This is a genomic window from Anabaena sp. CCY 9402-a (assembly GCF_963920945.1).
In the GTDB taxonomy this organism is placed as follows: domain Bacteria; phylum Cyanobacteriota; class Cyanobacteriia; order Cyanobacteriales; family Nostocaceae; genus Trichormus; species Trichormus minutissimus.
This window is the reverse complement of the sequence record NZ_CAWUDL010000093.1, coordinates 1-20,703: the sequence shown is the minus strand read 5'-3', so window position 1 is coordinate 20,703 and position 20,703 is coordinate 1. Positions and strand designations below refer to the sequence as shown.

Annotated in this window: 18 protein-coding genes; 7 read left to right on the top strand and 11 right to left on the bottom strand. The window is 41.2% G+C overall.

Features of this window, described 5'->3' with window-relative positions:
• Positions 1–171: 171 nt before the first annotated feature.
• The 3 genes from ACM0OR_RS24690 to ACM0OR_RS24680 form a co-directional block, all read right to left on the bottom strand.
• Positions 172–1,026 (bottom strand): hypothetical protein, encoded by an 855-nt coding sequence (locus ACM0OR_RS24690; protein WP_414579143.1) that lies wholly within the window; start codon positions 1,024–1,026, stop codon positions 172–174.
• A 140-nt stretch (positions 1,027–1,166) separates the two neighbouring features.
• Positions 1,167–1,754 carry a DUF1517 domain-containing protein gene (locus ACM0OR_RS24685; protein WP_414579142.1) on the bottom strand — a complete coding sequence of 196 codons (588 nt, stop codon included), beginning with the start codon at positions 1,752–1,754 and terminating at the stop codon, positions 1,167–1,169.
• A gap of 94 nt (positions 1,755–1,848) precedes the next feature.
• Positions 1,849–3,411, bottom strand: coding sequence for a pentapeptide repeat-containing protein (locus ACM0OR_RS24680; protein ID WP_414579141.1), 1,563 nt, complete (start codon positions 3,409–3,411; stop codon positions 1,849–1,851).
• A gap of 323 nt (positions 3,412–3,734) precedes the next feature.
• Between ACM0OR_RS24680 and ACM0OR_RS24675 the strand changes: the two genes are divergently transcribed.
• Positions 3,735–4,574 (top strand): prephenate/arogenate dehydrogenase, encoded by an 840-nt coding sequence (locus ACM0OR_RS24675; protein WP_414579140.1) that lies wholly within the window; start codon positions 3,735–3,737, stop codon positions 4,572–4,574.
• Between the two features lie 350 nt (positions 4,575–4,924).
• Here ACM0OR_RS24675 and menD read toward each other — a convergent pair whose 3' ends face one another.
• Entirely contained in the window at positions 4,925–6,703 is a 1,779-nt protein-coding gene (menD, locus tag ACM0OR_RS24670; protein ID WP_414579139.1) for a 2-succinyl-5-enolpyruvyl-6-hydroxy-3-cyclohexene-1-carboxylic-acid synthase, read from the bottom strand.
• 44 nt (positions 6,704–6,747) lie between these two features.
• On the opposite strand from menD, the gene folB reads away from it, so the two are divergent.
• Entirely contained in the window at positions 6,748–7,110 is a 363-nt protein-coding gene (folB, locus tag ACM0OR_RS24665) for a dihydroneopterin aldolase (protein WP_414579138.1), read from the top strand.
• Positions 7,111–7,666: 556 nt separating this feature from the next.
• Positions 7,667–8,965, top strand: a complete 1,299-nt coding sequence (locus ACM0OR_RS24660; protein WP_414579137.1) for a diguanylate cyclase domain-containing protein — start codon at positions 7,667–7,669, stop codon at positions 8,963–8,965.
• Positions 8,966–8,981: 16 nt separating this feature from the next.
• On the opposite strand, the gene ACM0OR_RS24655 is transcribed toward ACM0OR_RS24660, so the two are convergent.
• Positions 8,982–10,001 (bottom strand): tRNA-dihydrouridine synthase family protein, encoded by a 1,020-nt coding sequence (locus ACM0OR_RS24655; protein ID WP_414579136.1) that lies wholly within the window; start codon positions 9,999–10,001, stop codon positions 8,982–8,984.
• A gap of 69 nt (positions 10,002–10,070) precedes the next feature.
• On the opposite strand from ACM0OR_RS24655, the gene ACM0OR_RS24650 reads away from it, so the two are divergent.
• A complete protein-coding gene (locus ACM0OR_RS24650) occupies positions 10,071–10,631 on the top strand; it encodes a sugar O-acetyltransferase (RefSeq protein ID WP_414579144.1) in 561 nt (186 codons plus the stop codon).
• Positions 10,632–10,633: 2 nt separating this feature from the next.
• Here the strand turns inward: ACM0OR_RS24650 and ACM0OR_RS24645 are convergent, their stop codons facing one another.
• The 6 genes from ACM0OR_RS24645 to ACM0OR_RS24620 all read right to left on the bottom strand — a co-directional run bounded on the left by ACM0OR_RS24645 (position 10,634) and on the right by ACM0OR_RS24620 (position 16,117).
• Positions 10,634–11,014, bottom strand: coding sequence for a calcium-binding protein (locus ACM0OR_RS24645; protein WP_190697966.1), 381 nt, complete (start codon positions 11,012–11,014; stop codon positions 10,634–10,636).
• Between the two features lie 151 nt (positions 11,015–11,165).
• The gene (locus tag ACM0OR_RS24640) at positions 11,166–11,759 is read right to left on the bottom strand and encodes a Uma2 family endonuclease (protein WP_414579135.1); all 594 of its coding nucleotides are present in this window, start codon (positions 11,757–11,759) and stop codon (positions 11,166–11,168) included.
• Between the two features lie 298 nt (positions 11,760–12,057).
• Complete coding sequence (locus tag ACM0OR_RS24635) at positions 12,058–12,471, bottom strand: PIN domain-containing protein (protein ID WP_414579134.1); 414 nt, start codon at positions 12,469–12,471, stop codon at positions 12,058–12,060.
• Positions 12,461–12,691: a hypothetical protein gene (locus tag ACM0OR_RS24630; protein ID WP_414579133.1), complete on the bottom strand. Its 231-nt coding sequence runs from the start codon at positions 12,689–12,691 to the stop codon at positions 12,461–12,463. Before ACM0OR_RS24630 ends, ACM0OR_RS24635 begins: the two co-directional genes overlap by 11 nt.
• 348 nt (positions 12,692–13,039) lie before the next feature.
• The gene (locus ACM0OR_RS24625; protein ID WP_414579132.1) at positions 13,040–13,807 is read right to left on the bottom strand and encodes a hypothetical protein; all 768 of its coding nucleotides are present in this window, start codon (positions 13,805–13,807) and stop codon (positions 13,040–13,042) included.
• A gap of 96 nt (positions 13,808–13,903) precedes the next feature.
• Positions 13,904–16,117 carry a phosphoketolase gene (locus ACM0OR_RS24620; RefSeq protein ID WP_414579131.1) on the bottom strand — a complete coding sequence of 738 codons (2,214 nt, stop codon included), beginning with the start codon at positions 16,115–16,117 and terminating at the stop codon, positions 13,904–13,906.
• Between the two features lie 261 nt (positions 16,118–16,378).
• Between ACM0OR_RS24620 and ACM0OR_RS24615 the strand changes: the two genes are divergently transcribed.
• The 3 genes from ACM0OR_RS24615 (at position 16,379) to crtO (ending at position 20,559) form a co-directional block, all read left to right on the top strand.
• The gene (locus tag ACM0OR_RS24615) at positions 16,379–17,761 is read left to right on the top strand and encodes a cytochrome P450 (protein ID WP_414579130.1); all 1,383 of its coding nucleotides are present in this window, start codon (positions 16,379–16,381) and stop codon (positions 17,759–17,761) included.
• 236 nt (positions 17,762–17,997) lie between these two features.
• Positions 17,998–18,756, top strand: a complete 759-nt coding sequence (locus ACM0OR_RS24610; protein ID WP_414579129.1) for a DUF2993 domain-containing protein — start codon at positions 17,998–18,000, stop codon at positions 18,754–18,756.
• 108 nt (positions 18,757–18,864) lie between these two features.
• The gene (crtO, locus tag ACM0OR_RS24605) at positions 18,865–20,559 is read left to right on the top strand and encodes a beta-carotene ketolase CrtO (protein ID WP_414579128.1); all 1,695 of its coding nucleotides are present in this window, start codon (positions 18,865–18,867) and stop codon (positions 20,557–20,559) included.
• Positions 20,560–20,703 lie beyond the last annotated feature (144 nt).

The following is a 20,703-nucleotide window of genomic DNA, read 5'->3' as shown; positions in this document are numbered from 1 at the left end:
CTTGGCAACAATGCTTACTTTACATCACTTTGAGCCTTAACTGAACCGTATTGGGTTATTGGCTTCTAAATACGATTGAAATAAAGAAAGTAGGGATGAGAAATTATCCTCATCCCTACTCCCTACTTAAGTTACTAACTTAAACTGCAACTCGATGAAATTGTGAGTTGATTAGCGTCTTCTGCCAAAACCAGTTGAACGACGGGCGGGAGAGCGACCGCTACCAAAACGACTACTGCTAGGGCTGCGTCTGGTATTAGTCGATCTACCAGAGGGTCTTAAGGTGCTGCTACCAAACCCAGAACCAGAGGGGCGGGTTGTGCGTGTTGTAGAACGAACATTGGAATTACCCGATGACCTTCTAATTGTCCCTGTAGTCCTAAAAGCAGTGCGATTTCTGACTGCGGCTGGTGCTGAGTTATAGCGAGTCCGGTAACTGTCAACAGCTTGGTTATAGGTTCTACCATAGCCGCCATAGCCAGTGATTAATCCTCCGGGCTGATATACAGGAGGTACATAATACTGGGGTCTAAATAACAGGCTACCTAGTGCTTGACCAGCTAACGCACCAGTAAAGGGGGCCCAAAAACCACTTTCTCGACGGACTACAACTGTTTCTTGCTGTCCAGTATTAGGATTGGTTTTAGTCTCGGTGACGTTATGGACGTACTCAATTTTAAAGTCTTCTGTCAAGTATAAAACTGGCTGTCCCTTGTCTACCTTTAGATAGGTTTTCTTCCCTTCTTTGATTTCATCATCGGTTAGCCTGGCCATTTGCAAATTTTCAGTTGCAAATGTCGGGGGTGTGCTGTTGAGTAAAAATAAAGTGTACTCGCCAGAACCATCATCATAAGTGGCTTGTTGGACTGAGTATTGACCATCACTCAATTTGGTAGGAGCAGAAGTTTGGCTGACATTCCTATTTGTAGAGGTAGTTTGGTTTCCTCCTCCACAAGCAACAGTTGTCAAGCACAAACTCACGGCTAAAAGAAAAACGGTAAATTTGCGTAGTATGGACATAATCATGAAATTGTTATCTTATCTTTGAGCTTAACAAGTTATCACTGGAGTTAGAAGGTGACAGGGGATAGGTGACAGGTGAGCCAGCGCGGTCTTGGGGGTTTCCCCCATGAGCGACTGGCGAACCCGAAGGGTGACAGGAATGGTTATAAAGGTATCAACTCTGGGTAATATTGCAAGAGCTGATCATTAGTTAGTTCATCACCTAAGCGTGCTGGAGAGAAGTGTACTTGGACAGCCCTGAGTTTGTGGTTGTAATGTAAATTGATTAAGGCTTTCAAGCCTTCCTTCAATACTTGAATACTAGCTAAGTCTGTTTCTAAATCGGGTACTTCTCCTTCAAAAGCCACTGTGATCATCACTACAATGTTGCGTGTGGCGGGGAGGGCTAGGGACTGGTCTGAAACAGAATCCAACTCTAAATCAGCACCGTATCTTTCCGCAGAATCGCTAAATAAGTCATTGACAAAATCTCCTGCGTCGCCTTCATTCCAGAAGACATCACCTTCATTAGAGGCAGAAAGCCAGTATTCATCATACCTCACCAGAGTTTCGCACAGGTCTACTAAGCCTTCTCCCATAACTTGCATATCGCCCTCGGCTGCGATCGCATCTCTAGCTATCCTATTTAATTCTCCCAAAATTGGTGCGACATCCGACCCCGCTAAATGCAGAAATAAGCGACAGACCACATAGCGAGTCCGACCCATCATTTTGTTGAAGATATTCGACATCTATTCTTTCTCCCATAAGAATTTTAAGAAATAAGGGTACAGGGGTAAAGAGATTTTCCTCTCTTGTCCCCTGTCACCTGTCACCTGTCACCTTTTACTCACTGATGTAGTGAAAAGTCTTGACAAAATCAATCACTATATTTAATGCAGGTAGTGTAGGTTTAGCTGAGTTATCTGGTGAATCACCTAAAAAGTTAACATGATCACTAGCACTTACAAACCGTTTACCGAAATTCGGGTTGTGATGTACTATCAAAGTCTGTCCACTGGTATTGGTGAGTATTGTTTGGCTGGCGGCTTTAAAGAAATTAATTTTAGCTGCTAACTCCAGATTTTTTTTTATTTGTCTAATTTTCTGTGCCTGAGCTATAGCTTGTTCTATCAGCGTGGTTAATTGCTTCACCCGTTGGAGTGTTTTTAGCTCTAGGGGGGAGATATCTTCTTTTACTATCGTTTCTACCATTGTGTAAATGTTTTTTTGAGTATTGACAGCATCCCTAAAGGGAAGAATTGCCATACAAGCTGTAGGTAATAAAGCTGCGTCGCTATCAACTCGGAAGGTTAGCACTGTACGACGACGGCTAACTTCGATACTGGGGGGGTGTTGACACAGTTTATATTCTTGAGCGATGTGATAGTAAGCCCCAGCTAAAGCAAAGTTGGCTTCTGATTCTAAGGCGGCATCAATAACAATACAAATAGTTGGGGGCGTTTCGTTAAAAAAATCTCGTGCAGTTTCCGTATCGAATCTTTGAATAATGGAGCGATCGCCATCAGGACTCAAATCCACCCATTCACAGATTAAAGCATCAGTTTTCAAGCCAAACCGGGATGTAGAATAAAGTTTTGCCCCTGTGAGAATGGCACTGGTTAAATCCGCACCGATCCATTCTGCTTTAATTAATTTGGCTTGAGTTAAGTTGGCATGGACTAAACTGGCATTGGTTAAATTAGCATTACTTAGGTCTGCTCCCACTAAACTAGCACCGCTCAATTTTGCACCATTCAAATCTGCCCAACTCAGGTTAGCACCATTCAAATCTGCCCAACGTAGGTTAGCCCCACTCAAATCTGCACCACTGAGATTAGCACGAGTTAAATTTACCTGTTTGAGTTCAGCATCTCGCAAGTTGGCACTACTTAAGTCAGCTCGACTCAAATCAGCACCGTTCAGGTTAGCTGTTTCTAAGTTAGCTCCAGTCAAGGAACTACCTTTTAATATCGCTCCTGTTAGGTTAGCGTGGCGGAGGTCAACATGACGGAGTGTTGCTTCACGTAAGTCAGCACCATTAAGGTTAGCTTCAAATAAATCAGCGTGGCTCAGTTCGACGCGAATCAATTCAGCACGCACTAGTGAAGCTCCTCGCAATTGAGCGCGGCTGAGATCAGCACGAATTAAATTAGCGACATTTAGACAGGAATGATTGAGGATAGCACTTGTGAGATTGACACCACTAAGTCTAGCTACATTTAATTTGGCATGGCTCAAGTTGGCTTCGCTGAGATTTGCACCACTGAGATTAGCCACACTCAAATTTGCTTGACTGAAATTTGCTCCACTGAGTTTAATACCACTCAGGTTCGCTTCCGAGAGGTCAACACCGCTAAAGTTGATTACTCCGTCCGCGTATTGTTTCAGCAATTCCTCTACATTCATCGATGCTACCCTTAAGTCAAACAATTTTGGATTTTAGATTTTAAATTTTGGATTGATCCCGGAGAGTTTACGGGGATTTGGCAAGGTCAATCAATTTTGGATTTTAGATTTGTGATTTTAGATTGACTGTACCCACAAGGGGATACAGCTTGGGGAGTTGCAATTTTAGATTTGTTCCGCCCACAAAGGGCGGGGCTTGTACCAAAGAAATAATCCAAAATCCAAAATTTAAAATCTAAAATGGGCATCGGTCAATCCCCCAAGGTGTGGTCTATTTAGCTGCAAATCACAGTAACTTTGTAAAGTAGGCTTGCAGATTGAAAATGAAAATTGGGATTTTAGGACTGGGATTGATTGGTGGTTCATTGGGTTATGATTTGCGATCGCAAGGTCATCATGTTTTAGGAGTCAGTCGCAAGGAATCTACTTGTCAAACAGCAGTGGCTTTAGGTAGTGTCGATGCAGCATCTGTCAACATGAACCTGTTAGCAACCGCAGAGGTTGTATTTATTTGTACGCCTATCGGACTTATTGTTCCCCAAGTTGAGCAGTTAATTAAGCATTTATCTCCGACTACGGTAATTACTGATGTGGGTTCAGTGAAAGCACCAATAGTAAAAGCGATTTCGCCTATGTGGGCAAATTTTATTGGTGGTCATCCGATGGCGGGAACTACTGATAGTGGGATTGAAGCGGCCGAGAGAAATTTGTTTGTTAGTAGACCCTATGTATTAACACCAGAGCTGCACACACCAGCTGATGCTGTTGCCGTTGTGGAAGAAATTGTGCGATCGCTCGGTGCTAATATTTATCATTGTCAGCCAGAGCAACACGACCGCGCCGTCAGTTGGATTTCCCATTTACCTGTGATGGTTAGTTCTTCATTAATAGCTAGTTGCATGAGTGAAACTGACCCAGAAGTTTTACAATTAGCCCAAAATCTAGCTAGTTCTGGTTTTCGAGATACTAGCCGTGTCGGTGGCGGTAATCCAGAGTTAGGTGTGATGATGGCGCAATATAATCGCCAAGCTTTGTTGGTTTCATTACAACAATATCGCCAAAATATTGATGAATTAATTAATTTAATTGAACAGGAAAATTGGACAAATTTAGCAGCAAAGTTACAGTCAACCCACCAAGCCAGACCTAATTTTGTTGATTAGGTAAGTAGAACAGGGTGAATAATTAAAGGTTTGTAGTAAGAACTTTAGTTCTCTCTGCGTTCTCTACGTTCGCATAGCGTGTCGTAGACAGACGCTCCGCGAACAAAAAAGGACTAAAGTCCTCTCTACGAGACGCTACGCGAATACTACGAACTCAATCCTAGTTTTTTTACATTACTTAACATAGTTTATTTTTTTCAAGTCGTTCTACTGACAATAACCCATCCCTCAACCCCTTCCTCGCTTGCGGGCAGGGGGCTATGATATAGTTCACACGATTAGGAAATGCTATGTATTTTGTTAGTTAATTTATCAAATTCGTCTTGAAAAATTTGCGTTAATAAATAAAATTAAATAGCGGGAAACTTCCTATTTAAGTCACTATTTGTAGCAAAAATTCCTAAATTATCCTTGCGCCATTTGGCATCTTTTTTACGATTTGTTCGCAATTCCAAAACCCGGATTCCTATGGTTGGTAGTGGATTTAATCTTTGCTGTAACTGCTGCCAAGAGTTAATTAATTCATGCTGTACACCATATGTAGCAAATAATTGAGCAAAATCAATATCTTGAGGAGTACCAAAAAATTCTTCAAATGGTGGGTCGAATTTGGCGATGGGTAACATTTCAAAGATGCCGCCGCCATTATTGTTAATTAAGACAATTGTCAGGTGTCCTACAAATTTATTTCTAGCTAAAAAACCATTAGTGTCATGCAATAAAGCTAAGTCTCCTGTTAGCATCACACTACTTTGATGACGGTGGGCAATTCCTAAAGCCGTGGACAATGCGCCATCGATGCCATTTGCGCCTCGGTTAAAATGCGATCGCACTCCTAAATTATTCGGTTTCCAGAAATATTCCACATCCCGCACAGGCATACTGTTGGCGATAAACAATGGTGTCTCTGGTGGTAGGATCTGAGAAATTAACCAGGCGGCTTTACATTCAACTAATTCTTCCATTTGTGCAAAAGTTGCGTCCACATTCTCCCTAACGTTAGCTTCAGCATCACACCACATCCGCAAATACTCAGAAGAAGTTGCGGAAAATTTTACTTCCTTGTCCAAAAGTTGCTCAACTCTCATTCTCAAATGTGTCGTCCGCCCATGCAGGGGGTCGAGGTTTTGGTCACTGGGGTCAATTATCCAGCGTAAGGGTTGGTGAATGTCTAGCCAGGTACGCAGTTCTTTGCTGGTTGGCAGATCGCCGATTTGAATTACCATCTCAGGTGCTAGCTGTTGGGCTAGTTGCTGATTTCGCAAAATCAGGTCATAGGTAGAAATGAGATAGGGGTTGAGTTCAGCATAATTCCTGACTGGGGAAAGTCCCTCAGCTAGTACAGGCCATTTCAGGGTTTGGGAAAGTCTGGCGATCGCTCTACAATATTCCTGTGGTTGTTGTGGTTGGGCAACACCCGCAATGATTATTCCTCGATCTGATTGGGGATTGGGAATTGGGCAATAGGGATGGGAGATTGGGATAAGATTTATAATGCCAGCAAAGAATTTTTCTGGTTGGAAATCTAACAGTAGAGACGTTTCACCGAACGTCTTGATATCGGGAATTGGTGCTAAAGGGTCACGGAAGGGAATATTTAAATGTACTACCCCTGGTGTTGGGGTTTGGGTTCTCTGCCAACTATAAATTAGTGTTTGTCGCAGATATGCTAGCATTCCCATCTCTGGGGAAGGTATGGCTAGTTCTGTTTGCCAGTTTGGGTAACTACCATAAAGTTTTACTTGATCTATAGTCTGTCCAGAATGGCAGTCTCGCAATTCTGGCGGTCTATCGGTGGTTAATATTAATAATGGGACGCGGCTTTCTTTGGCTTCAATGACGGCTGGGTAAAAGTTCGCCCCCGCAGTCCCAGAGGTGCAAACAATCGCTACAGGACGACCAGTGGCTTTGGCGACTCCCAAGGCGAAAAAGGCGGCGGAACGTTCATCCAGAATAGAAATTGCTTCAATCTCAGGAACTTGTTGAGCAAAGGCGACTGCTAGGGGTGTGGAACGAGAACCAGGACAAATGACTGCACAAGTCAATCCTAAACGCTTCAGCGTTTCGGTAAAGATATAAGCCCAAAGTTGATTAATATTTTTATCGGCGAACCGTATCACATCAGACATAGGTATAATTCGTAATTCGTAATTCGTAATTTAGAGATTTGAAAATGGATTGTATTTATTTAACGGGAATTCGCTGCTATGGCTACACTGGGTATCTACCAGAGGAACAGGTGCTAGGACAATGGTTTGAGGTGGATGTGAGGTTATGGTTGGATCTAGCGCAAGCTGCCGAAACTGACGCGATCGCTGATACTCTAGATTATCGTGGTGTTATTAGCTTGATTCAACATCTGGTAAAAACTTCTAAGTTTGCTTTAATTGAACGGTTAGCAGGTGCGATCGCTGATTCTATCATCCAAGAGTGCGCTCAAATCACACAAGTTCAAGTTATAGTCACTAAGCCTGCTGCACCTATTCCAGATTTTGGCGGCAAAATTAGTATTGAACTGACTAGGGATAGGGGATAGGGGATAGGGGACAGGTGACAGGTGACAGGTGACAGGTGACAGGGGATAGGGCATAGGGCATAGGGGACACCCATAATTTTAATTAGGGAATTTTCGTTTTTATTTGATTGGTGATAATTGCGAGATTTGAGAACCCCGGTTTATGGGAAAAACTGGGGTTCTTGCTTTCTCAAGAATATTTTTATTTTTAAATGGTCAATTGTTAATTTGTTGTGGAATATACAGATTTCTAGTATTAATTATTGATGATTATACTAATACCTTGTGATTTAAAATGCGTCATTTGTTTAAGTTTAATAGAAAACCCTTACTATATATAAAATTAATTTACCTTCGGCACTTAAAAGCAGGAAACCTTCCTTGATTAACGTGATTTAATAATCTCTATGATAGTGAATAGTTTTCTAGTTTTTAAACATGGTTTCCCGCAGTAATCCATAGTTTATTCAAGCAATTACACCGATATTTTAGAGATTGATTATCATATAATTATTCACTTTCAGATGGAGTTGACAAAACAACAATATCTGAGCCTTAGCAGATAGGTTATTTGAATATGCACCCCCGCAAAATCCTAGTTGTTGAGGATGAAAAACTCCTAGCATTCAATATTAAAGATAGTTTACAAAAATTAGGACATAATGTTCTAGAGATTACAGATTCGGCTGATCAAGCAATTAAAAATGTAGCAGAGCATCACCCTAATCTAGTATTATTTGATATCCATTTAACACGAGAAATCAATGGTGTACAGGTAGTAGATATTATTCAAAATAGCTTCCATATACCAGTATTATACATAACAGAATATTCGCAATATATACAATTGCATAAACATCAACTAAGTGAACCGTTCAGTTATATTTTGAAGCCCATCAGAGAACCAGACTTGCATCTTTCTGTGGAAATGGCTGTAGAGAGATATCAAAGCCACAGAAAATTACAAATAGAAAAACAGAGAATGGAAGCAATTATTAACAGCATGGGTTGTGGCGTAGTTGTCACCCTGACAGATGGTTGTATTCAAATGATGAATCCAATAGCAGAAAAATTAACTGGTTGGCAACAAAACGAAGCGGTTGGTAAGGATTTCACGGAAGTTTTGAGTTTAGTTGATAAAGATATGGACGAATTAATTGAGAGTTTAGCGAAAAAGTCAATCCAAGATGGTGAGGTGGTGAATTTACCAGAAAACTGTATACTGATTTCTAAAGATGGTCAAGAAATACCGTTGGGCGATAATATTGCACCTATCCGCGATCGCGATGGAAGTATTACTGGTGCAGTGTTGCTGTTTCAAGACATTACTCAACGCAAGCTAACGGAAAGACAACTACTCCACAATGCTGTCTATGATGGACTGACAGCACTACCCAATCGAGTTTTATTTTTAGATCGCCTCAAACAAGCTGTTGAACGTAACAAACGCCGCACCGATTATCGTTTTGCAGTTTTATTTCTAGATTTAGATGGTTTCAAGGGCATTAACGATCGTTTTGGTCGCGGTATGGGGGATGATTTTTTAGTAGCGATCGCTAGACGCTTAGAATCTTGTGTACGCAGTGGTGATACTGTAGGGCGATTTGGTGGCGATGAATTTGCCGTCTTGTTAGAAGATATTAGAGATGTTAATGATGCTATCAACGTTGCCAAACGCATTCAAGACACCCTGGGTTTACCACTTAATCTCAACGGACATCAAATATATACGACAGCTAGCATTGGTATTACTTTAAATCATGGTGGCACTGATGAAGCAGAAAGTATACTCAGGGCTGCTGACCATGCCATGTACCGTGCCAAACAACAAGGAAAAGCTCGTTATGATGTATTTAATGAAGCTGCCAATCGTTAGTAGTTTTGAGTGCAAATTATACGCCTGAATAGGGTGATAGGGCTAAAGTTTTCATTCCTTCAGCCAGGAGAAAGCGATCGCAGAGGTTAAACATTTCTACCTCGGTCTGCGTCCGTCGCATCAGCCGCAGGAACTGACCTTCAGCATCAACACTCAAAGCAATGTAGTTAAGGAACATTTTAAGGTAGCCAACCCGCGATCGCTCTGGCATAGTTGAGGCTCTGGGAGTGCGCCATAAACGATCAATATAGTTACGTACCTCCACTAAAGGAACGGGTGTAATCGGCTCGCAACGCAAAGCCTGGCGAATTTGATTAAAAAGCCAAGGATTCCCGATCGCCCAACGTCCCACCATCACACCAGCCGCACCCGTTTGAGACAGCACTTCCAGGGCTGTTGTCGCCGAGTAAATATTACCATTGGCAAGCACTGGACAATCAACCCTTTTGACCGCTTCCGCAATCAAATCATATTTCACAGTCCCGTGATACATATCTTTCACAGTGCGACCATGCACACTCAGCAAATCAATGCTGTGGCGATTGATTATATCTAGTATTTCATAAAAAGTATCTGTATTTTCAAAGCCTACGCGCATCTTGACAGTTAAAGGGCGATCGTTTACGGCTTGCCGTAATTCTCCCAAAATCCGATTCACTTTTTCTGGTGAGAGCAGCAATCCACCCCCAACATTTTTGCGATAGATTCTCGGTGCTGGGCAGCCCATGTTTAAGTCAACTCCAGCGATATTATAGCGACAGAGTTCCTGTGCTGTTCTAACTAAGTCGGGGATGCTTTCGCCAATCATTTGAGCAAAAACAGGGCGACCGGTATCGTTTTCGGTGATTGCTGCTAGAATGCTACGATTTAGCCGTGAGGTATCATTGACGCGGAAATACTCGGTGAAGAAGTAGTCAGGACTGCCGTAGTGGGCTATGACCTTCATAAACCAGAGGTTTGTCACATCCTGCATTGGCGCAAGAGCGGTGAGGGGTAAGTCGTTGTGGAGCAATTGGGGGAGCGATACCTGGGACATAGCGATTGCAGTAAAGACATTGCATTGCAACGTCTCTGTATGATTTATGTATATCCTTAAAAATATATGATCGAAAAAACAGAAAAACAAAAAATGCTAGCAGGCGAACTATATCTGGCAGATGATCCAGAATTAGTAGCTGATCAAAAGCGGGCTAGTCGCCTTCTACAAATGTATAATGCAACCACCGCAGAACAACCACAGCAACGCCACCAAATTTTACAAGAACTGTTTGGCAAAGTGGGAGAAAAAATCACCATAGTACCGCCATTTCATTGTGACTATGGTAGTAACATTTCCGTAGGTAATGGTGCGTACATGAACTATGGTTGTGTAATTTTAGATTGTAATCAAGTCGAAATAGGGGAAAATGTCCTGTTAGCTCCCTACGTCCAGATTTATGCCGCCTACCATCCCACAGAACCGGAAATTCGGCTGACTGCGAGAGAATTAGCTGCCCCCATTAAAATTGGTCATAATGTTTGGGTTGGTGGTGGTGCAATTATTTGCCCAGGAGTCACCATTGGGGACAATACTACAATTGGTGCTGGTAGTGTAGTCGTGAAAGATATACCAGCAAAAGTTGTCGCAGTGGGTAATCCCTGCCGAATAGTCCGGTATTTACCTTAAAATTAAAACTTGTAGCCTCTAGCTAGCCAATACATCCAATCTGCGATCGCTTCTTGAGTGTCACCATCTGCATCAACTGCTTCTATATCAGACAGTTTAGCAGAATGTACATCATCTTCCTTACCCCCAATGTAAGCAACTTCCACATACATATCTTTCAAACAATCATCTTCTGGGGCCATTCCCAAGACTTCTACTGGTTTTTCCTCAATGGTAGAAGTTTTCCGTGACTTCTTCTTCCACTTACCCATAAAGGGAAACTCCAAAGTATCATCCAGGTAGTAATACCAACCCATAGCCCGGTCTTCTTTATCCTCAGCATCGACAATAATCTCTTGTTCAATGCGATTTTCCCTGGTTTCGTCGCGTTCTACACTAGCCATAAAATCCCAACCTGATCATTATACAGTTTGATATATTAATCGTTTTAGCAAGGACTGTCGAGAAGCCTTACGCATCTGTGAAGATCAATGTTAGTTGAATCGTCTATGATAGCTGGTGATAGTAGGATGAGAAGATGAAGTCAAACTACAGCTATTGCTTTATTCCTGCAATGAATTGTTTTCTAGCATCAATAATTGAAGGCATTAAAACACAACTTGCTAATAAATTTATATCTAAATTAGGGAATAATTCACTTTGATTAATTTGCTCATAGTTATCATTTTTTAGGCAATATAGATATAATTGATTATTTTCCCAAAACCAAACTTCAGTAATATTAAAGCGTTTGTATTTTTCTAGTTTGTCAATACTCCCACTGATAATATTAACTTCAATTGCTAAATCGGGATTTTCTTTTTTTTCTCCTATGTAATAAGATTCATCAGGTTCAAATGATGCGCTTTTTTCTTTAGCGCGACGCGTAGCACTACCTACTGGGATAAGATTTATACCTATTTCACAGGAATATAATTCTAGTAGAAAACCAAGAATGGTTTTAATCATTTCGTGTTGTTCGCCCAGCGTCATAAATTCAATGCACCCATCAAGATAAGTTATTCGCAAACCTGCTGCATCTGCGGTTAATGTTTCTATTGTTTCCAGTTCTTCCCAGGTGTAATGACCTGGTAGGAGAAATCTTTGTTCTGGAATGGTGGTATTTTTATCTAAGGTTTGGAGAGTCATAGTTAAATTATGTTTATGACTTTATTTTGATTATAATCTGGAATTGCTGTAAAACTGACGCGTTTGATGGGCTAATAAGGGCTTATCGGGGTAATGTTTGATTTTTAAACGCAGAGGTTCACGCGGAGGGGCGCAGAGGGTTCATTAGAGGTGTCTGTGTTGTATTTTAAAAGTTGGTAGGCTCTAATGCTTATGGCGATCACAACTATTTTTTTACGATAAAATTAGTAATTATAACATTACAAGACTAGGAACTATTTATGCTGGTGATGCTTGGGTAAGATGATGGGATATAAAATCAAACAAATGGATTGATGATTCTGACTTTATTCTCTATTAGTTGATTATGCTGCATATCTTCTGAGTAAATGATGGAACATTCACTTAATAAGGCTGTAGATATAATCAAACTATCCCAATAAGAGTAGTTATATTCAGCGTGAATTTCTAATGCTTGTATAACCTCTGTTGTGTTAATTGCCTGAATTGGAAAGGTATTAACTATATCTGATATAATGGTGGTTGCATCAGTTTTAGATGTAAATTTTTTTCTGGTTAAAACATGAAATAATTCACCTAACACCTGAGTGCTAACTAGCAAAGATGAATAATTATGTTTGATGATTTCTGCAACTTGTTGGGATTTTTCGGGCGGATTTTTAGCATAGAGATAAATCCAGAGGTTAGTATCGAGAAAAATTTTATCTTTCATAAATTTCGTCTCGATTAAATTTGTAATCTGCGGGTAGTTGGAAAGAGTAGTTATTAACTCGTGCTAAAAATTGCTGTATTTTTGAGGCTTGATGATCTTGATTAGGTTCGCTGGGTTCAATAATCATAAGTTGCAGGGTTTTACCTTCTAATTCGGAACTGAGTTTTTCACTTAAAATAAGTTCACCGTTGGTGCAGGTTGCTTTGATGATTTGCAGCATGATGAATAACTTTAAATCCTAAATTGATGAGAATGACTGTAGTTTTATTATAAATTATGCAGGTCAAAGCATCACTTCCTCTTTTTCCAGATAAAAAACACTCCCTTGTAGGTTGGGTGGAATGGAGTGAAACCCAACACATTATCTCAATGTTTACAACAAAAATCTATCTAGTGGAAATCAAGGTGATTTGGTTTTGGTTTACGGCGTAAATATCAATTCGTTGTGCTGCAAATATGAAAGCTTGAGCCTCTACCCAACCTACGAAATTACTACCCCTTGTGACTCCATTCAAGCTACTCACCATTACTGAATGACAAACGTAATAAAATCAATGAGTTCTAAACTTTAGTAGAAAAATTCGTCTAGCCTATTATCAAGCGGATTGATACCACAGTATCCATCAAATCCATATTCTGGGGCTAAAAATGAACTTATAGGGTGAGGAAGTAATAAGTCTATAATCTTTGTTCCATGTTTATCAATTTCACTATTTAAAATGTGTATAACCTGTATACCAGCTTCTTCAAGCATTCTATCTCTCGGTACGATATTTGATGCTTGCTTACCATCCCCATCTATTTCAACAGCAATAATTTGATTTCCAGTCCAAAATGCAAAATCAATTTTACACATTTTGTCTGGCATTAGATATGAAGATTTATTATCTAGTGGATTGCCAACATAAATATGAGCTTGTGGTAAAGGTAAAAGAGCGTTAAACCAACAATTTGTATAGTAAGTTTCAATATAAATATCCGAAGCTAAATAACATGGAATCTGGCTTTGACAATACTCAAAATATATATCTAAAAACTTTTTTTCCCAGAAAGTATCCAGTTGGCAGGTATATTGAATATACTCTCGAATATATTTTAAGGATTCAGAGGCATCATTTATTTTAGGAAAACCATTATCAGGTACAGGAAATACGGAAGTAAAAGAAGTTAATCGAAGTGGATATTTATTTTTCTTGTTGATATAAACACATGGAATTGAGCTTTCTAAGTATGTTGCGTTTGCAGAAACTCCAACTACTTTAATTTGGTTAATATCCCATTTTGGACGACCAAAGGGAATAATTAACTGTTCATCTAAAACTATTTTTACAGTCATGCACTAGAGCCTATATTAATTAGCGGTAATAAGTAATTATCCCCTGTTTTAGTATTCAACTAAGACAGGGGTAAAACAGATTAATTACATTTTTGCCTAATGCACCAACTCAATAGCCCGCTTCGTCAACGCCTCAGCAGTCAAACCATTAAACGCCATCAACTCGCCAGCACTAGCTGTAGTTTCCCCACGCTTCCAGGCGAAGGTATCGCGCTTGCTGTTACTCCGCAACATGATGGGTTCTAACATCGCCGCCGCGCCACCAGTGACACCAATTAACGCATCACCAGCAAATAACTCGGCGAATTTGGCATCATCAATAAAACCGTTATCAGCTTCAGAACAGGTATCCCAAGCAACATCATGAGGACGATACAAACGGCGGGGATTAATCACAGAAACTATCTTCACACCGATACCTTCAGTTTCTAAAAATGCTGCGGCTTCAAACACTGGAATTAATGTCATATCGCCAATGACAGCAAACACAACTGTCTTACCACCAGCAATTTCATGTAACACTACTGCGCCTTCTTCTAAACCTTGGCGAGTTTGTTCAAATGTAGTGCGAATTGGTAAGGGTGATTTACTTGCAGTGATGACAATTCCTTTATTCTTAGTAGTCAACGCCCAGTCATAACAAACTTGGGTACTGTTAGCATCGGGGGGGAATACAGGAAAAACATTGCCGTTCCGCATCATGGAAGCAAAGTAAGCTTCGATTTCAGGACGTTGGTGTGTCCAACCGTTGCGTCCTTGTTCTAATGCGCCGGCGGTGAATAAGGTAATTGTTGAGGGTGTTTGACGGCGTAATTCTGCCATTGCTTGGATGACGGTTTGCCAAATGGGTAAACCGTTGATGGCGAAAGATTCGTAAGAACACCAGAGAGTTCTTGCACCCATTAAGGATAAACCAACGGCTAAACCTGCACAAGCATCTTCACTCAAGGGTTCGTAAACTTGTCCGTTGGGTGCTTGGTTATATAAGTCGTCGGTGGTGGGGTGGATAATCTTTAAGGCTTGGTTGATGTTACCTATACCTGATGCTTCGTTACCGTCGGCGTTGGTGACTAGGAATTTCGCATCTTTTTGTCCGACTGCACCCACAATTCGTCCCATTGCGGTGGTGGAAACTTTGGGTTCGCCGCCTACTGCGTATTCTTCTAAAGGTAACGCGCCTAAATCTGGCAATGGTAACTCAAATTCTGTCACCACTGTCTTAGCTGCGGGGCCGCCACCTGCGCGTTCGGCGTTGGTTCTGACGATTTGCCAAGCTTCTAGGGGTAATGCACGGGTTTTTAATGCACTTACAATGTGGGGTGCGTCTAGGGTGTCTTTGGGGTAGAGGTTGTGTGATTTCGCACCTCTGGCGTGAACGCCTGCACCTTTGAGTTGTTTGATAATAAAGACTGTTAGCTTCCCACCCAGGGCGGAACGGGCGGCTTTATCTACAGCTACGAGTATCGCTTTGGTAAAGGCTAGGCGTTGCTCAAAGGAAAAGGCGGTACTATCAACATAATCCCCTGGTTGGTTTTGGTCGTCAAATTCTTTGGCATCGACTAAGATGACTTCCTCAAATCCGTTACCTTGCCAGAATGCTGTCATCTGTGCGTTGGTTTTCAGGGAAACCATGCTGTGATGTTCTTGGCTGTAACCGTTCCACACTAATACGGGTAAGAAATTGGTGACGCTGGGATAGGCTGTGTTAAAGTGCGCCATTGAACTCATGATGTAGGGTTCACCTAGTCCACCGTCGCCGAGGGTGAAGGGGAAAAGTTTGTCACGGTGGAGGAGTGCAGCCGCCATTGCAAAGTGCTGTCCTTGTCCCAAGGGGCCGGCTGGGGCGAGAATACCGGGGATGTAACCGGAAAGGTGTCCTAAAAGTCCATGTTTTTCGCGGAAGCGATCGCGCAATTGTTGTACTGTAGATATGCCCATATCCTCTAAGGAGCGATCGAGGAACATGGCACTATAAAATCCGGGTGCGTGATGTCCGACTTCGGTAATAATGTTTTTATACCCCAGCATGACCAAGGCTGCATAGGCTTCTGCTTGGCTAGCAAAGCCACCCGGATGCCCAGATGCCTTACTTGCAGTGACTTGTAGCGTCAGATAGCGGAGGGCATCAGCAGCTAGTAAGGTTTGATATACGGCAGCCTTATCTGTAGGAGATGCGATCGCTACTTTGCCCGATTCTATCGCAGGTGTCGCACCATAAGTTTCAAAACCTGGTAGCATTTCCCCAAAATATTGAATCCCTTCATAAAAATTGGGAAGTGCTGAAGATGCTTTTGGTGAGATTACAGTCATGCTGAATACCTTGTAAGAATTACGGGAAACTATATATAGATGCTCGTTGAATTTAACAAAAATTTTACATCTTTAAGGTTGTTATGAGTTATCAGTGTTTTGTAATGCTAAAGATAAGTAGTTTAAATGGCAGGAGACAGTTCGCGTAGCGTGTCGCAGACAAGGCAGAAAGAAAGACTACTTTACTAAGGAAGCACTCACCACTTCCCACCTATTTACGTAAAAATAACGATATCTACTCACGTCTATTTTTATTTTTTCATGCAGCTACCAAAAACCCCAAAAACTCCACCAGTTATACAAATGCTGAATTGGATCTTCCGGCCTATGCCCTACATGGAGGACTGTACTAAACGCTACGGGGACATTTTCGCCCTCAAACTGCAAAAAGACCTTCCTCCCTTGGTCTTTGTCAGCAACCCCCAAGACCAACAGCAGATTTTGAGTCACGATACTAAAGAATTAGAAGCACCAGGAGATTTAAATGATCTATTTGAAGGCTTGCTGGGTAAGCGTTCTGTCATTACTATCTCTGGTGCAGAACACCAACGCCAACGGCAGTTACTTATGCCTCCTCTGCACGGCGAAAGAATGCGGGGCTACAGTGAGATAATTAACGATATTACTGCCAAAGTTATCAGTGAGTATCAAATTGGGGAATCTTTGAATATTCGCACTGTTACCCAAGCTATTACCCTGCGAGTTATTATGCAGGCTGTGTTTGGTCTATATGAAGGAGTCCGCGCCAAAAAACTCCAACAGCTTTTGGGGGAAACTTTAGAAAATGGTAGTTCAGTGTGGCTTGTCGCTTTGCTTTATTTCCCGGCGTTACAAAGAGATTTCGGCCCGATTAAAATCTGGGGAAAACAAGAGCAACTCCAGCAACAAACCGACCAACTCATCTATGAAGAAATTCAAGAACGCCGCGAACATCCAGACCCATCACGGACAGATATCCTCAACTTACTAATGGATGCTAGGGATGCAGAAGGTCAACCAATGACCGATGTAGAGTTACGAGATGAACTGATGACTCTGTTGGTAGCCGGTCACGAAACTACTGCTACAGCTATAGCCTGGGCAATGTACTGGATTCATAAACTACCACAAGTTAAGAAAAAACTTTTAGAAGAACTAGATAGTTTAGGTCATGACCCAGACCCTAATACGGTGTTTAAATTACCTTATCTCAACGCTGTTTGCTCGGAAACTTTGCGAATTTACCCTGTGGGAATACTCACTTTTCCCAGAAGAGTGAAAACACCTATAACTGTGGGTGGTTATGAACTTGCACCAGGGACACCAGTTGTAGGTTCAATTTACTTAACCCACCAACGAGAAGATTTATACCCAGAACCGAAACAGTTTAAGCCAGAACGCTTTCTAGAAAGGCAGTTTTCCCCCTACGAATACTTACCCTTTGGCGGAGGTGCAAGACGGTGTATTGGTTTAGCCTTTGCTCAATGGGAAATGAAATTGGCGATCGCTAAACTTTTAACCATGCGAGAATTAGAACTGGTGAATCATCAAGAAGTGAAACCTCAACGTCGTGGTTTAGTTACAGGCCCAGACCATCCCATCCAAATGGTTGTTAAAAGTCAGCGTTCAGTACAATCTCCCACCCTACAAACTAGCAGTGTCTAAATTGATATTGGGTGTGAGGATGTAAACATTAAGAGTATTTTGAACGTCTACACCCTTCACCCAAATCATTCAATTTTCGGTTTATCCCCAATTTCTCAACTAATGACCAATGACCAATGACTAATGATCCATAACCAAATTCTACTCCTAGCTGTATATACCTGACTATAGATTCGCTTTTGGTAACTCAGAGTCTACATTAACAAGGTAATATCACACTAGGAAAATGCTAATTCATGACAGACAACCAAAAATGGCAACAGCAATTAATATCCCAAGCTGCTGAACAAAGAGTATCTGATCAGCTAGATGCACTAGAACAAATTGATATATATGTAGAAACCAATCTATTAAAAATAGTTCAGGGACAAGCGGATGGGGTGACAGTTTCTGGGCAAGGCTTAGTGACAAAAGAAAAGATCCGTGTCCAAGAAATAAAATTGCAAACAGATAGGATTGATATTAATCCTCTCAAGGCTATTATCGGGCAGGTTCAACTGAATAAACCAGTCAATTTAATGGCTCGCGTTACCCTCAAAGAAGCTGATATTAACCATGCACTAACTTCTGACTTTTCTCGCAATTTAGTGCAGAACTTTGAGTTAGATGTAAAGGGAAAAATTGTCAATTTTGATCTAGAACAAATGCAGATATTTTTACCTGATAATGAGCAAATTGAATTGAGGGGAAAGGTGCAATTAAAAGAAAATAATCATAGTCACCCGCTAGGATTCACAGCCACGATTTGTCCCCGTACTCACTCCCACCCCATTATGCTAAAGAGTTTTCAATGTACTGAAGGAGAGGGTGTTTCTCTCGATTTCCTTGTGTCTTTAATGCAGAAACTCCAATATCTGACAAATTTACCTTATTTGCAATGGGAAGATATGCAATTAAGTCTCAAAAATATGCAGGTGCAAAAAGAAACATTAATTCTTTTAGTAGCAGCTAATGTCAATCAAATACCAGATAACATGACAGAATTTAACGATTAATAGTATCATTATTAGTAACCATTACGGATTTTTTTATTAACTCTCAAGATTGTAATTTCTGCTACGCTTTGTAATACTATTAATCCACACTATTTTCAAATTATCAATATGCAAGAGTATGATGTAGTAATTATCGGTGCAGGACATAATGGTCTAGTTTGTGCAGCTTATTTGCTCAAAGCTGGCTATAGTGTTCTCTTACTAGAAAAACGTTCTGTTCCAGGTGGTGCAGCCACCACTGAAGAATGTTTACCTAAAGAAGCACCGGGATTTAAATTTAACCTGTGTGCTATTGATCATGAATTTATACATTTAGGGCCAGTTGTCGAAGAATTAGAATTAACAAAATACGGCTTAGAATATCTAGAATGTGATCCAGTTGTTTTTTGTCCCCATCCTGACGGTAAATATTTTTTAGGTCATAAATCTCTCGAAAAAACCTGTGCTGAAATTGCCCGTTATAGTGAACGCGATGCCAAGAAATATGCAGAATTTACAGACTATTGGCAACGGGCGATAGGTGCAATGATACCCATGTTTAATGCACCACCAAAATCAATCATCGATATCGCCGGTAACTATGACATCACCAAGTTAAAAGATTTACTTTCTGTCATTGGTTCTCCAAACAAAACGCTGGACTTTATCCGTAATATGTTGACCAGCGCGGAAGATTTACTCAATGAGTGGTTCGATTCAGAATTTCTCAAAGCACCCCTCGCCAGACTAGCATCAGAATTAGGTGCGCCACCATCCCAAAAAACTCTCGCGATTGGGGCAATTATGATGGCTATGCGTCACAATCCCGGTATGGCTAGACCACGCGGCGGTACTGGTGCATTGGTGCAGGCTTTGGTCAAGTTAGTAACCTCTAAAGGTGGTGAAATTCTCACAGACCAACAGGTAGAAAAAGTTTTAATTGATAACGGTAAAGCCGTTGGTGTCAGAGTTGGTGGTGGTACTGAATATCGTGCTAAATATGGGGTAATTTCTAATATTGATGCCAAGCGGTTATTTTTACAAATGACCGATAAAAGCGATATTGATGCAGCCGACCCCGATTTATGGGAAAGATTGCAACGCCGCATTGTCAACAACAACGAAACTATCCTGAAAATCGACTTGGCTTTAGATGAACCCCTGCGCTTTCCCTACCATGCCCACAAAGATGAATATCTCGTTGGTTCTATCTTAATTGCCGACTCCGTTGCTCATGTAGAACAAGCACATAGTAAATGTACTTTGGGAGAGATTCCAGATTCTGACCCATCAATGTATGTGGTCATGCCTAGTTTCCTTGACCCTACCCTCGCACCTCCAGGTAAACATACAGTATGGATTGAATTTTTTGCCCCCTATCAAATTGCTGGTGCGGAAGGTACAGGTTTAAAAGGGACTGGTTGGACGGATGAATTGAAAAACAAGGTTGCTGATAGGGTAGTTGATAAGTTAGCTACCTATGCACCGAATGTGAAAACTGCAACTATTGCCCGTCGTGTCGAAAGTCCGGCAGAATTAGGTGAGAGGTTAGGCGCGTATAAAGGGAATTATTACCATGTTGATATGACATTAGATCAAATGGTGTTTTTCCGTCCTTTGCCTGAGTTAGCTAATTACAAAACTCCCATTGATAATCTATTTTTGACTGGTGCGGGAACTCATCCAGGTGGTTCGATTTCGGGAATGCCAGGACGTAATTGTGCGCGGGTATTTTTGCAAACTAAGCACCCGATAACTCAAACTTTGAAAGATGCCCGGGATTCGATTAAATCTACTGTGGGGTCTGTGTTTGGGATTGGTTAGAAAGTAGATATGTTGGTTTTTGCGGTCTAATTTGCGTTTACGTCTAGGCGCAGAGAGTTTGCTGAGAAATTTTATCGTAGATTCAAGGGCAATACGGTTCAGTTAAGGCTCAAAGTGATGTAAAGTAAGCATTGTTGCCAAGAA